General features: G+C 64.5%; 12 protein-coding genes. 5 read left to right on the top strand and 7 right to left on the bottom strand.

The features are described 5' to 3' along the window. The 5 genes from ACE10Z_RS01490 to ispG all read right to left on the bottom strand — a co-directional run bounded on the left by ACE10Z_RS01490 (window position 1) and on the right by ispG (window position 4,893). Window positions 1-624, bottom strand: coding sequence for a hypothetical protein (locus ACE10Z_RS01490; RefSeq protein WP_375786370.1), 624 nt, complete (start codon window positions 622-624; stop codon window positions 1-3). Then, window positions 621-1,667 (bottom strand): TAXI family TRAP transporter solute-binding subunit, encoded by a 1,047-nt coding sequence (locus ACE10Z_RS01485; RefSeq protein ID WP_375786369.1) that lies wholly within the window; start codon window positions 1,665-1,667, stop codon window positions 621-623. The genes ACE10Z_RS01490 and ACE10Z_RS01485 overlap by 4 nt, the downstream gene beginning before the upstream one ends. 109 nt (window positions 1,668-1,776) lie before the next feature. Further along, complete coding sequence (locus tag ACE10Z_RS01480; protein WP_375786368.1) at window positions 1,777-2,283, bottom strand: hypothetical protein; 507 nt, start codon at window positions 2,281-2,283, stop codon at window positions 1,777-1,779. Between the two features lie 139 nt (window positions 2,284-2,422). Then, window positions 2,423-3,316, bottom strand: a complete 894-nt coding sequence (locus tag ACE10Z_RS01475; protein WP_028343560.1) for a TauD/TfdA family dioxygenase — start codon at window positions 3,314-3,316, stop codon at window positions 2,423-2,425. Between the two features lie 287 nt (window positions 3,317-3,603). After that, entirely contained in the window at window positions 3,604-4,893 is a 1,290-nt protein-coding gene (gene ispG / locus ACE10Z_RS01470) for a flavodoxin-dependent (E)-4-hydroxy-3-methylbut-2-enyl-diphosphate synthase (protein WP_375786367.1), read from the bottom strand. Between the two features lie 309 nt (window positions 4,894-5,202). Here ispG and ACE10Z_RS01465 point away from each other — a divergent pair, with 309 nt between their 5' ends. Next, complete coding sequence (locus ACE10Z_RS01465) at window positions 5,203-6,078, top strand: sulfurtransferase (RefSeq protein ID WP_375786366.1); 876 nt, start codon at window positions 5,203-5,205, stop codon at window positions 6,076-6,078. Window positions 6,079-6,275: 197 nt separating this feature from the next. Further along, window positions 6,276-7,313 (top strand): IS110 family transposase, encoded by a 1,038-nt coding sequence (locus ACE10Z_RS01460; protein WP_375786365.1) that lies wholly within the window; start codon window positions 6,276-6,278, stop codon window positions 7,311-7,313. 291 nt (window positions 7,314-7,604) lie between these two features. Here ACE10Z_RS01460 and ACE10Z_RS01455 read toward each other — a convergent pair whose 3' ends face one another. Beyond that, on the bottom strand, window positions 7,605-8,561 hold the full coding sequence (locus tag ACE10Z_RS01455) for a DMT family transporter (RefSeq protein ID WP_375786364.1): 957 nt from the start codon (window positions 8,559-8,561) through the stop codon (window positions 7,605-7,607). Between the two features lie 171 nt (window positions 8,562-8,732). Beyond that, complete coding sequence (locus ACE10Z_RS01450; RefSeq protein WP_028338147.1) at window positions 8,733-9,218, bottom strand: Fur family transcriptional regulator; 486 nt, start codon at window positions 9,216-9,218, stop codon at window positions 8,733-8,735. A 180-nt stretch (window positions 9,219-9,398) separates the two neighbouring features. Here ACE10Z_RS01450 and ACE10Z_RS01445 point away from each other — a divergent pair, with 180 nt between their 5' ends. The 3 genes from ACE10Z_RS01445 (at window position 9,399) to ACE10Z_RS01435 (ending at window position 12,805) form a co-directional block, all read left to right on the top strand. Beyond that, window positions 9,399-9,881, top strand: coding sequence for a MarR family winged helix-turn-helix transcriptional regulator (locus tag ACE10Z_RS01445; protein WP_375786363.1), 483 nt, complete (start codon window positions 9,399-9,401; stop codon window positions 9,879-9,881). Next, window positions 9,874-11,046 (top strand): HlyD family secretion protein, encoded by a 1,173-nt coding sequence (locus ACE10Z_RS01440; RefSeq protein WP_375786362.1) that lies wholly within the window; start codon window positions 9,874-9,876, stop codon window positions 11,044-11,046. Before ACE10Z_RS01445 ends, ACE10Z_RS01440 begins: the two co-directional genes overlap by 8 nt. 202 nt (window positions 11,047-11,248) lie before the next feature. Then, window positions 11,249-12,805: an MDR family MFS transporter gene (locus ACE10Z_RS01435; RefSeq protein ID WP_375786361.1), complete on the top strand. Its 1,557-nt coding sequence runs from the start codon at window positions 11,249-11,251 to the stop codon at window positions 12,803-12,805. Window positions 12,806-12,945 lie beyond the last annotated feature (140 nt).

The raw sequence follows: 12,945 nt of genomic DNA, 5'->3' as shown, positions 1-12,945 counted from the left end.
TCAATTGCTGGGCCTTGCGACAGCGAGCGGCCATTTGCAGGTCGCGGCCATCCTCGCCCGCATCGCGTCCAGCCCCGCGAGCGAGAATCTTGCGTCATGGGCAGCCCCGGCACCGGGTGAGAGGTGGACGGCAAGGACCGCGTTATCGGGAAGCGATTGCAGCAAGCGAACGGCATCGCCCGCGACAGCGACGCCGGAACCAAGCGCCGGCACAGTCGCCGCGACCTGCACCGGCGGACCGTCGTTGATGCGATAGGAGATCACATAGCCGTCGCCGCGGCCGGAGATAGCCGGCCCCACGAAGGACAATTCGGTCCGCCCGCCGCGGCACCGGATCGACAGCTTCATGGACGAATCGACCGAATCGGACGTCGTCGCAGTGGCGATCGGTGAATAATCGACCGGGGACGTCGTCTCGCTGATCGTCCAATGATCCGCCTTCGACGCCTCACGGCGGGGCGGCGCAGTGGCGCGCGACAGCTTGTCGAGACACTCCAGACGCGCTTCACGTTGCAGCTGGGAACAGGCCCGAAGCTGTGCCATGGGATCTTCCACCCCCTGCGCAAGGGCAACGCCGTTGACGACGGCGATTGCCACAAGAAGCGGGGCGGCGATCCTGGTCATCGCGATGCCCGTGCCGTCGACGACTGACCTTCGAGCCACGTTTGCGCCGCAGGAAAGCGCGCGAGACCGGGCACGGTCGCTCCGAGGTTGATCGATTTCCACTTCGGGTCGAAGCCGGCTCCCTGCAGCTTGTCGATACGCGAGAACAGATGATCGACGAAGCGTGCAACGCGCTCGAACCGGTTGCTGTTGGCCGGCCAATTGAAGGCGACAAGAGCGGTCGGCACGGCGATCGTGGTGACGCGGTCACCCGGCTTGATCAGATTTGGGTAATCGGCCGCATCGAGAGCCGCCGGCAGATAGTAGTCTTCGAACTTGCTGTCATACGGCACGGGCAGAAACTTGAAGCCCGATTCAAATCGGCCTTTCACAAATGCATCGACCGGCTTCGATGTAATGAAGACGACGGCCGCCATTTCGCCTTTCCGCATCTGCTCGAGTGCGATCTGGTGCGGAATGAAGGTCTTCTGGACCTCGATGCCGAGGCGACTGAAGATCAGCGGACCTGAATAGGCTGCGGCCGTACCCTGGCTGTTGAAGTTCACCTTCTTGCCGGCGAGGTCGCTCAGGCTCTGAATTTCCGGCCGGACGAAGATATGCAGCTCGGACGGAAACAGATTCAGGACGTAGGTGATCCGTCGCTGGATATCCGGCACCTGGCTCTTGTATTCCTCCAGCGCGTCGGAATTGATGATCGCCGCGTCGATGCCGCGCAGATACAGCAGCGAGTTCAGGTTCTCCACGGGCCCCCGCGTCACCACCGGCAGAACGTGCAGATTGTCGCCGTCATCGACCACGCGGGCCATCTCCGCGGCCAGGCGGATCGGCGCGCCCTCGAGCAGGCCACCAGCGAGGCCCACGGTCCAGGCATTCATGGCCAGAGCTTCAGGCCTGGGCGGAGGCGGTTCAGCCCGGATCAAGCGAGCCTTTTGAGGTCGACCAGACTGCGGCGCCGCATCCGCCACGGGCGGCTGCGGCGCAAGGAGCAGCGACACCAGGGCCGCAAGCAGAAGCAGCGGACGCAATCCGGTAGACCTTTTCATCGACCAACTCCTTTGCACGATATCCCGTCAGCGCGTTCGCTCTTGCTGCAAAGATCGTTCGATCAACGCAGCGCCTTGAATCGCGCCTTGCCCCCTTGATTCACCGGCCTCAGCCTTCGCATAGAGATCGCGCGCCTTGGTCGCATCGCCGCACGTTCCATACGTTCCCCAGTTCGAGAGGGACGCCACGCTCCTCTCGCAACGATCTCTGCAAGTCCGCCACGTCGCCTTGCGGCATGTTCTTCAGCGATTTTTTCAGTTTTTCGGCGAGTTCGCGGGCGAGCACGTCCGCGCTTTGCGGCTGTTCTGCGGCTGGACCAACGTCACTCGCAGGGTTCGTCCTGGCTTGTGCAAGTTGCGGGGAATTGCCGGCGATGCCGTTGGACTGCGCGGGCGCGCCGCCGCCAGAACCCGGTACATCCGAAGGACACGTCAGCGCGAGGGTTGCTGCGCACCATAGCGGAGCCGCCCGGCGCATCATCCTCGGAGCAAATGGCGCTCGATTCGATCTGACGCGCGAGCCGGCACTTTCACAAGCTGAATTCCCGTCGACGCGAATGACGATGCTTTCATGTCTGCGCGCCAGTATCACCTGCAGCATGGTGATATCGCCCAATATGATGCGCCATCATAGGGCTCACCGGCTCACGGATACTATGACCCGCAAGGATTACCCCTGTTAACGCACCGCTTTGGGCACTGAAGCATCGAGCTCAGCCGCGGCCGCCGCGACGGCCGCAAGGCCAGCGCTGTCCTCACACCGGCCGCTCGCCCTTCACGGTGACGCGGGTGCCGGAGCGGGTGTGCGGCCAGTAGTCCCACATCGCGCGGTGCTGGGCGCAGCGATTATCCCAGAACGCGATCGCGTTCTCGGTCCAGCGGAAGCGGCACTGGAACAGCGGGTTCTCCGCATGCTGGTAGAGATAGGCCAGCATGGCATCGCTCTCGTCGCGCGGGATGCCGACGATGAAGCGGGTGAAGCCGCGATTGACGTAGAGGGATTTCTTGCCGGTCACCGGGTGGGTGCGGACCACCGGATGCTCGGCGCGGGGATATTCCCGTTTGTCGGCGACGCCATAATTGGCGTAGAGCCCGCGATAGGTCTGCTCGCCGTCATGCAGCGCGGTCAACCCGTCGAGATAGGCCTTCATGCGGTCCGACAGCGCCTCATAGGCGGCATACATGTTGGCGAACAGCGTGTCGCCGCCGCGCGGCGGGCACTGCTTGATGTAGAGGATCGAGCCCATCGGCGGCTCGAGATCGCAGGACACGTCGGTGTGCCAGCCTTCGCCGTTGGCACGCGGTGAATCCTTGTCGGCATAGATCTTCATCAACGCCGGATCGCCCTCATTGGGCGCGGCCGGGTGCACGTGCAGCTCGCCGAACTTGCGGCCGAAGGCGAGGTGCTGGTCGGGGCTGATGTGCTGGTCACGAAAGAAGATGACGAGGTTCTCGGCGAGCGCGCGATGGATCTCGTCCATCTGCCGGTTGGAGCGCGCATCGTCGCCAACCAGCTTGCCAATATCGACACCGGAGATTTCCGCGCCGATGATCGGTGTCAGCTTCTCGACGCCGATGGTCTCATAGGGCTCGGATTGGTCGGCGAGGTGGCGGTAACGCGGACCCTGCTTGCCGGACAGCGAGCTCATGGGCGTTCTCCCGATGGTTCTTGTTTTCACCATCGTAGCCCGGATGGAGCGAAGCGCAATCCGCGCCGCAAGCATATCCGTCGTCCCGGACAAGCCAACGGGTCGGCGCGGAGCGCCGCCCGATGACAGGCTCCGCGAAGCGGAGCGCAGATCCGGGACCCATAACCACAGGATTGTGTTTTGCGAAGGCTGGTAACTCACATCTCGTGCCATAACCACGTCTTGTGGTTATGGGTCCCTGCTTTCGCAGGGACGACAGTTGAGTGTGGATCACGCGCGGAGCGAAATTACTCCGCGGCGCCCGCCGGCTCCGGCACCTTGGCGCCGCTGCCGTAACGCTGGTCGATATAGTCGATCACCAGCGCCTTGAAGTCGGCGGCGATGCCCGGACCGCGCAGGGTGCGGAACTTCTTGCCGTCGACGAAGACAGGCGCGGCCGGCGCTTCGCCGGTGCCGGGCAGCGAGATGCCGATATTGGCGTGCTTGGATTCGCCGGGGCCGTTGACGATGCAGCCCATGACCGCGACGTTGAGCTCTTCGACGCCCGGATACCTGGTCTTCCAGGCCGGCATCTCGTCGCGGATGAAATCCTGGATCGAGCGCGCCAGCTCCTGGAACGTGGTCGAGGTGGTGCGGCCGCAACCCGGGCAGGCCGCAACCAGCGGCACGAAGGTGCGGAAGCCCATGGTCTGCAGCAATTCCTGCGCGACCTGCACTTCCAGCGTGCGATCGCCGCCGGGCTCCGGCGTCAGCGAGATGCGGATGGTGTCGCCGATGCCCTGCTGCAGGAGAATGCCGAGCGCGGCCGAGGAGGCGACGATGCCCTTCGAGCCCATGCCGGCCTCGGTGAGGCCGAGATGGATCGCGTAATCCGAGCGGCGCACGACTTCCTGATAGACCGCGATCAGATCCTGCACGGCCGAGACCTTCGCCGACAGGATGATCTTGTTCTTGGGCATGCCAAGCTCTTGGGCGCGGGCCGCCGACAGCAATGCCGATTGCACCATCGCCTCGCGGGTCACCGCGCGGGCATCGCGCGGATTGGGCGATGCCGTGTTCTCGTCCATCAGCTTGGTGAGCAGCTCCTGGTCGAGCGAGCCCCAATTGGCGCCGATGCGCACCGGCTTGCCGTTCTTGTTGGCGATCTCGATGATGTCGGCGAACTGGGTGTCGCGCTTGTTCTTGAAGCCGACATTGCCCGGATTGATGCGGTACTTGTCGAGCGCCTCGGCGCAGGCCGGATACTCGGCGAGCAGCTTGTGGCCGATATAGTGGAAGTCGCCGATCAAGGGCGTGGTGATGCCCATCTTGCGCAGGCCGTCGCGGATGTGCGGCACGGCGGCAGCGGCCTCCTCGCGGTCGACGGTGATGCGCACCATCTCGGAGCCGGCGCGGGTCAATGCCGCGACCTGGGCGATGGTGCCCTCGATATCGGCGGTGTCGGTGTTGGTCATCGACTGCACGACGATCGGCGCACCGCCGCCGACGGCGACGTTGCCGACCATGACCTGCGTGGTTTTGTGCCGCGGTGCGGGGCCGGCGACGTCGTCTTGCGGCAAAATCTCGGGCTTGTTCATGGCGTCTCGAATATCAGGTTTTGGTGACATTCACCAAGGGGACGATGGGCCCCGCGCGTGGCAGGCCAAACGGTGATGTTTCGGAGTGAATTCAACAGCTTATGGCGCCGATTGAGGCCAAACGCAAGCCATGCAGCGGCGTCCTGCATGGACAGCTATATTGGGCCGAATTGGGGTGAATCAAAGGGCAAAGTGACAGCTTTTCATCTGGTCTGGCGGACTCCCTGGGTCTGAGCATGATCTTTTCGGTACCCACTTTCTCGGATCATGCTCTAGCATCCCCCTAAGATCATTCCGGGAGGGCGCGACATGGCCGGCCACAGCGAGCTGATCACCACGGCGGAACTCGCCGACATCCTGACCCGCCCCGAGTTGCGCCTGTTCGACTGTACGACCTATCTGGAGCCGGCCCCCGCCGGCAGCGGCATTCCCTATATCGTCGTTTCGGGCCGCCAGACGTTCGAGGCCGGCCACATCCCTGGCGCCAATTTCCTCGATCTGCAGGCCGAATTCTCCGACCCCCGCACCGAGCTGCGCTTCATGATGCCGCCGACGGCCCAGCTCGAGGCCGCGTTCGGCCGGCATGGCATTTCGGCCAGCAGCCGCGTGGTGCTCTATTCGATCGGCACCGCGATGTGGGCGACGCGGTTCTGGTGGATGCTGCATTCGCTCGGCTTTGACGGCGCCGCGGTGCTCGACGGCGGCATCGACAAATGGACTGCCGAGGGACGCGACATCGAGACCGGGCTTGCCGGCGGCTATCCACAGGCGACGTTCTCGGCGCGGCCGAGGGACGGCATGTTCGTCAGCAAGCGCGACGTGCTCGCCGCGACCACGGAGCGCGACACCGTGATCGTCAATGCGCTCGGCCCGCAATTCTACAAGGGGCTCGAGCCGAGCCGCTACGGCCGGCCCGGCCGCATTCCCGGCAGCGTCAGCGTGCCGGCGGCAACCCTGATCGATCCCAAGGGCAAGACGTTCGTACCGCTTGCGGAGGCGGAAGCGACCTTCGCCGCGCAAGGCATCGGCAAGGACAAGCGCATCGTCGCCTATTGCGGCGGCGGCATCTCCGCGACCATCGACCTGTTCCAGCTGCATCGGCTCGGCTACGACAATCTCACGCTCTATGACGGCTCGATGGGCGAATGGGCGAAGGATGAGTCTTTGCCGATCGAAGTGGGGTAGCGGACGGAGGCGTGATGCCTCTCCTCCGTCGTCCTGGCGAAAGCCAGGACCCATAACCACAGGATTTGCTTGTGAACGGGAACGCGGCCCCAGCGCCGGGCGACAACCGACATTTGGGGTTGATGGTGTGGACGGCCCCCTACGGCATCAGTGTGCCAGAATGAGGTTGTTGCAAATCTCAGACAAAGGAGCCGTCCGTGGGAGAGATTATCCGCATTGGAATGGATACGTCGAAGCATATTTTTGTGCTTCATGGGGTTGATGCGGCGGAGCAGGTGGTGCTGCGCAAGAAGCTGTCGCGCAAGCAAGTGCTGGAGTTCTTCGCCAAATTGCCGCCGACCGTGATCGGGATGGAGGCCTGCGGAGCTTCGCAGTATTGGGCGCGGGAGCTTGGCAAGCTCGGTCACGCGGTGAGGCTGATGGCCCCGCAATTGGTGAAGCCTTACGTGATGCGGAACAAGAATGACGGGCGCGATGCAGAAGGGCTGTGTGAAGCGATGGACCGGCCGAACATGCGCTTTGTGCCGGTCAAGACGGCCGAGCAACAGGCCGCGCTGATGCTGGCGGGGCTGCGCGATGGATTGATCGCCCGGCGCACCCAGCTGAGCAACGCGATCCGCGGCTATGCGGCGGAGCTCGGCCTGATCGCGCCCAAGGGGCTCGACAAGATCGAGCCGCTGCTGGCGCGGATCGCGCAGGACGACAGCTTGCCCACCATGGCGCGCGAGGTGTTTGCGGTGCAGGGACGCCAATACGCTGCTCTGCAAGCCGAACTCAAGCAACTCGAGGTTAGGCTGATGGCCTGGCACCGCGCCGATGCGCTGAGCCGGCGTCTGGCGCAGATCCCATCCGTCGGCCCGATCACCGCAACACGGCTGGTGATGAAGACGCCCGATCCGCATGCGTTCCGCTCCGGCCGGCATTTTGCGGCCTGGCTCGGCCTCACACCGAAGGATCATTCCACCGGCGGCAAGACCAGGCTCGGCAAGATCACGCGGGCCGGTGACGAAGACCTGCGCCGCTTGTTCGTGGTTGGGGCGACTGCGGTCATCCAGCAGGTTCGGCGGGGCCGAGGCCATCCGTCGCGCTGGCTGCTGGCGCTGCTCAAGCGCAAGCCGCCGAAGCTGGCCGCCGTGGCGCTCGCCAACAAGGTTGCCCGCATCGCCTGGAAGCTGATGGCGACGGGCGAGAGTTACGATGCCGCGCGGCTCAATGCCATGGCGGCCGCCGCCTAACAGATTGGCCGGCCGGCGGGTTCGCCCACCAGCCGACCCGGAAGCTGCAAGAGCAGATGGAGCAATCGGTCGATCAACGATGCGAGACAGTCCGTGGGACCCATTGGCCGCCAACAGGTCGCGGGGTTGTTTGGAGCTCGCGTCGCGCAACCCATCTTGGCCAGCGACCTTTGCGCGTCGCATCAACAGGCCGGACATATGGATGCAGCGATCCGATCTACTCAGAAAGCTCTTGTGCCACGGGGGCCGTCCACATATGGGTCCTGGCTTTCGCCAGGACGACGCTGAGCCTCACGCCGGAACGTTCGGATCCGGCGTCACCTTCGGGTCGGGCTTGTTGACGAGATAGAGGCCGGCGATCACCAGCAGCGCGGCGACGCCGAACACCGCCGTCAGGGTGTCGTGCATGATGAAATAGGCCGCGACCACGCCGAACAGCGGTGTGACGAAGGTGAAGGCAGACAGCTTGCTCGCCGAATAGGTCTTCACCATCGCAAACCAGATGACAAAAGTGCAGCCCACCACCCAGACCGCCTGATAGGCGAGCAGCGAGATCGACAGCGCGCTCGGCACGTGCTCGATGCGCTCGCCGGCGATCCAGGCTGCGAACCCGAGGATCGGGATCGAGATCGCGACCTGGTAGCCGAGCGCCTTTTCCGGCGCGGCCTTGCGCAGGTTCGTACCCTTGGCGACCAGCGTGGTCGCCGCCCACAGCGCGCCGCCGCCGACCACCATGAGGTCGCCGAGCAGCACCTTGGCGTCGACGTTCGGCTGCGGCACGCCGATCGCGAGCGCGACGCCGGCAAAGCTCAGCGCCAGCCCGCTCCACTGCACGGTCGAAAGACGCTCGCCGAGGAACTGATGCGAGCCGAGCGCGACGAAGAACGGCGCGGTGTACAGGAACACCGAGGCGCGCGACGCCGAGGTGAAGGTGAGGCCAGTGAAGATCAGCACGAACTCGCAGCCGAACATCAGCCCGGCGATCACGCCGGGGACGAGCGTGCCGTCGCGCTCGAAGAATTTGACGCCGCGCAGCCAGCCGACGATGAGCATGACCGGCAGCGCGCCCGAGGAGCGGATCATCGCCTGCAGCATCGGCGGCACGTCGGGCAGCGCGAGCTTGACCGCAAGCTGGTTGAAGCCCCAGCTCACGCACAGCATCAGCATCAATGCGATGGCGCCGGGCGGCAGCCCGTGGCCGACGCTGACGGGCCTCGTGACGCTGGCGGAGATCGCTTGGGTCGACATGTTTCCTCGCGGGCCGGCTTGCTGCCGTTGTTGTTGCTTTAACGGACACTCATTGCTGCCCACCCTCCCCCTCCAGGGGAGGGTGTAAGGAAGAGCTTGCCCCCAACATCATTGCGAGCTGATTGCTTCGTCGCTTCGCTCCTCGCAATGACGGGGAAGGGTCTTGCACGATCATTTCTGGCAATGCGCGCAGGTGCCGGCGATCTCGACCACGGACAGTTTCGGGATGAAGCCCGACGCCCGCGCCGCGGCGGTCAGGCTTTGCGCGACGGGTGCGGCGGGAATCTCGCCGACCGAGCCGCAATGGTCGCAGATCAGGAACGCCACCATCGAGGTCTCGTCATGATCGTGCGCGCAGGCGAGGAAGGCGTTGCGGCTCTCGATGCGGTGAACGAGGCCGTTCTCCATCAGGAAGTCGAGCGCGCGATAGACGGTAATCGGTGCCGGGCGCGGCATGGTCTTGGCCAGTTCGTCGATCACCTCATAGGCGCCGAGCGGGCGATGGCTCGACAGCAGCGCCTGCAGCACCTGACGCCGGATCGGGGTGAATTTCTGGCCGCGGCGCGCGCAAACCTGCTCGGCATGCGCCATCGCGTCCGCGGCGCAGCGGCCGTGATCGTGGTCGGGAGCAGGAAACGTCGGCTTGGCGAGGCTCATTGCCTGGATATGTAGCATTTCCGCGCCCGTTCCCATAGCCCGGCGGCGGCCCAAGCCCAGTACCTAAGCCAGTCCCTCACCGCCTTGCAGCCATGTGTGCAATGCGGGGCAGCCTCCCGTTAACCCGGCATGCAGAATTCATAAGCAAGCTTATTATATTGCAAGCTTATGGAGGCAGGATTGATGCGCGGTTCCGTGGACGCGAACTTCATGTTTACGCTGGGCGAATTGTTCCGGTTGATCCGCGTCTATGCCGACAAGGAGGCCGCGCGCTACGGCATCACCCGTGCGCAATGGGCCGTCCTGTCGAAGGTGGAACGCCAGGAAGGTCTGAAGCAGACCGAGCTTGCCGAGCTGCTCGAGATGCAGCCGATCACGCTGACGCGGCTGATCGACAAGCTCTGCGACAATGACTGGATCGAGCGCCGCAGCGACGAGAACGACCGCCGCGTCAACCGCCTCTATTTGAAAAAGGCCGCGCGCCCGCTGCTCGGGAAGCTGGCCGGCCTGCGCTCCGAACTCACCGCGACCGCGCTCGAGGGCATCAGCCCCACTGATGCGCATCGCCTGCTCACCCAGTTGGAATCGATCAAGGAAAACGTTCGCAATGCCATCCAAAAGCCAGCCGGCGAGCCCTCCCGAAAGGAACAGCGCTATGGCTGAACCCGTTCTCAAACTGGCCCCTGAGCAGAAGAGCAATCCGGGCGAGCCGGCGCCGTCGGGCAAGGCGAGCCGCGCGCCGCGCCGCCGCCTGATGGCAGGCCTGCGGCGCTATCGCCGGGTGCTGCTGCTCGTCGTGCTGCCGATCGTGGCGGTGATCGGCGGCGGCGCGTTCTATCTCAATGGCGGCCGCTATGTCGGCACCGACGACGCCTATGTCGGCGCGCAGAAGGTGCTGATCACGCCGGAAATCTCCGGCAAGATCGACAAGATCGTCGTGAAGGAAGGCCAGCACGTCAGGAAGGGCGACGAGCTGTTCGAGATCGATCCGGTGCCGTTCCGCCTTGCGGTCGACCAGGCCAGGGCCGCGCTCGACCAGACCAGGACCACCTATGACAATCTGGTCGACAACATCAAGATCAACACCAGGATGCTGGAATTCGCCCAGCAGAGCATCGAGCTGAAGAAGAAGGACGTCGATCGCAAATCGACGCTCGCCAAGCAGAATTTCGGCTCGCAGCTCGACCTCGACAACGCGGCCAATGCGCAGGTCACGGCCGAGAGCCTGGCGCAATATATCAGGCAGCAGATCTCCAACGCCAAGACGCAGCTGCTCGGCGACGTCGATTTGCCGATCGAGCGGTTCCCGCCTTACGCCCAGGCCAAGGCCAAGCTCGACGACGCCCAGCGCAATCTCGATCACACCGTGCTGCGCGCGCCGATGGACGGCGTGGCGACCCAGGTCGACCAGATCCAGCTCGGCCGCTTCGTCGCCGCGGGTGCGCCGGTGTTCTCGGTGATCGACGTCGACCATCCCTGGGTCGACGCCAATCCGAAGGAAAGCGACTTCACCTATGTCGCGGTCGGCCAGCCGGTGTCGCTCGACGTCGACGCGTTTCCGAACCACGAATTCAAGGGCAAGATCGGCTCGCTGTCGCCCGGCACCGGCGCGCAGTTCGCGATCCTGCCGCCGCAGAACGCCACCGGCAACTTCGTCAAGGTGGTGCAGCGGGTGCCGGTGCGGATCTACTTCGACGAGAACGATCCGTTCGTGAAGAAGCTGAAGGCCGGCATGAGCGTCTACGCGACGATCGACACCAACCACCGCCGCACGCTGGCCGGCCTGCTCGGGCTGCGCTCAGCCTCCGCGCACCCGGACCACGAGTAGTGATGGCTGAATGAGAAGTGACCGAACCCGCACGCTCGTTCACCTCTCCCCTTGTGGGAGAGGTCGGATTGCATCGCAAGATGCAATCCGGGTGAGGGGTTCAGCTCTCTCATGGGGCCAGATCCCCCTCACCCGCGCCTTCGGCGCGACCTCTCCCCGTTGGGGAGAGGTGACTTCCGTCGCTGCAACAGGACCGACCTGAATGAATGCACCGTCACCATCCGCCGTGCCCGGCATGCGCCGGAACATGGTGACGATCTGCGCGATGACCGCGACGATCATGCAGGCGCTCGACACCACGATCGCCAACGTCGCGCTGCCCTATATGCAGGGCTCGCTGTCGGCCTCGCAGGACCAGATCAACTGGGTGCTGACCTCCTACATCGTCGCAGCCGCGATCATGACCGCGCCGGTGGGCTGGATCGCCAACCGCTTCGGCCGCAAACGCATCTTCATCATCTGCTCGGCCGGCTTCACCGTCGCCTCGGTGCTCTGCGGCCTGGCGCAGGACATCAACCAGATGGTGCTGTTCCGCCTGTTGCAGGGCGTGTTCGGCGCGGCGCTGGTGCCGCTGTCGCAGGCGGTGATGCTCGATTCCTACGCGCTGCATGAGCGCGCCAAGGCGATGTCGATCTGGGGCATGGGCGTGATGATGGGCCCGATCATGGGCCCCTCGCTCGGGGCCTGGCTGACCGAGACCTATTCCTGGCACTGGGTGTTCTTCGTCAACCTGCCGTTCGGCTTGTTCACGGTGCTCGGCCTGATCATCTTCATGGACGAGACCAGGCAGGACCACGCGCTGCGCTTCGACTGGTTCGGCTTTGGCGCGCTCGCGGTCGCGATCGGCGCGCTGCAGCTCGCGCTGGACCGCGGCGAACAGCTCGGCTGGCTGGAATCCAACGAGATCGTGATCGAGTTCATTGTGGCGGCGGTCGGCGCCTACTTCTTCTTCGCCCATTCGCTGACCACCGACAAGCCGTTCATCCAGTTTGCGATCTTCAAGGACCGGAATTTCCTCGGCGGTGTCGTGTTCATGACGGTGATGGGTCTCGTGCTGTATTCGACCATGGCGCTGTCCTCACCGTATCTGCAGAACGTGGTCGGCTATCCGATCATCACCGCCGGCCTGTTGCTGGCGACCCGCGGCGCCGGCACCTTCGTCGCGATGATGCTGGTCGGCCGCCTGATGCGCTATATCGAGGCGCGGACGCTGATCGTCTCGGGTCTCTCTCTGACTGCGGCGTCGCTGTTCCAGATGACCGGCTGGACCGACATGACGCAGGCGAGCGAGATCATCGTCGTCAGCGTGATCCAGGGCTTCGGCTTCGGCCTCGTGTTCGTGCCGCTGTCGACGGTGGCGTTCCTGACGCTGCCTAACCAGTTGCGCACCGACGGCACCTCGATGCTGACGCTGTTCCGCAACGTCGCGAGCTCGGTCGGCATCTCGATCGTGATCGCGCAGCTGACGGAAGGCGGGCGGCGGATCTACGCGAAGCTGTCGGAGCAGATCAATCCGTTCAACCACGCGCTGCAGATGCCCGACGTCGCAGGCATGATCAACCTCAACACCGATGCCGGCCGCGCGATGGCCGACAGGATGGTGGCGGCACAGTCGCAGATCATCGCGTTCTCGCACGACTATCAGCTGGTGATGCTGTTCATCCTGGTCTCGATCCCGCTCGCGCTGATGATCGGCTCGACCAAGGCCACGCTGCGCGCGCAATCGGCGCCGTCGGATCATGCCGCGGTGATGGAGTAGGTTTGCGGCCTGTTTTCTCCGAGCCCCGGAGCAAACTATCCGACCGTCATCCTGAGGAGCCGCGTAGCGGCGTCTCGAAGGATCGACGGCCACCAGCGGGGCCGTGCATCCTTCGAGGCTCGCAAGAGCTCGCGCCTCAA

Source organism: Bradyrhizobium sp. Pha-3 (assembly GCF_042258615.1).
In the GTDB taxonomy this organism is placed as follows: domain Bacteria; phylum Pseudomonadota; class Alphaproteobacteria; order Rhizobiales; family Xanthobacteraceae; genus Bradyrhizobium.
The sequence above is the reverse complement of the archived record's forward strand: the minus strand, read 5'-3'. Positions and strand labels throughout refer to the sequence as shown.

Excerpts from the sequence above, each read along its gene's own strand:
- ACE10Z_RS01450 (WP_028338147.1), bottom strand. The coding sequence starts at position 9,218 with ATGAGCCTCGCCAAGCCGACGTTTCCTGCTCCCGACCACGATCACGGC.
- ACE10Z_RS01465 (WP_375786366.1), top strand. The coding sequence starts at position 5,203 with ATGGCCGGCCACAGCGAGCTGATCACCACGGCGGAACTCGCCGACATC.
- ACE10Z_RS01435 (WP_375786361.1), top strand. The coding sequence starts at position 11,249 with ATGAATGCACCGTCACCATCCGCCGTGCCCGGCATGCGCCGGAACATG.
- ACE10Z_RS01455 (WP_375786364.1), bottom strand. The coding sequence starts at position 8,561 with ATGTCGACCCAAGCGATCTCCGCCAGCGTCACGAGGCCCGTCAGCGTC.
- ACE10Z_RS01490 (WP_375786370.1), bottom strand. The coding sequence starts at position 624 with ATGACCAGGATCGCCGCCCCGCTTCTTGTGGCAATCGCCGTCGTCAAC.
- ACE10Z_RS01485 (WP_375786369.1), bottom strand. The coding sequence starts at position 1,667 with ATGAAAAGGTCTACCGGATTGCGTCCGCTGCTTCTGCTTGCGGCCCTG.
- ispG (WP_375786367.1), bottom strand. The coding sequence starts at position 4,893 with ATGAACAAGCCCGAGATTTTGCCGCAAGACGACGTCGCCGGCCCCGCA.
- ACE10Z_RS01475 (WP_028343560.1), bottom strand. The coding sequence starts at position 3,316 with ATGAGCTCGCTGTCCGGCAAGCAGGGTCCGCGTTACCGCCACCTCGCC.
- ACE10Z_RS01440 (WP_375786362.1), top strand. The coding sequence starts at position 9,874 with ATGGCTGAACCCGTTCTCAAACTGGCCCCTGAGCAGAAGAGCAATCCG.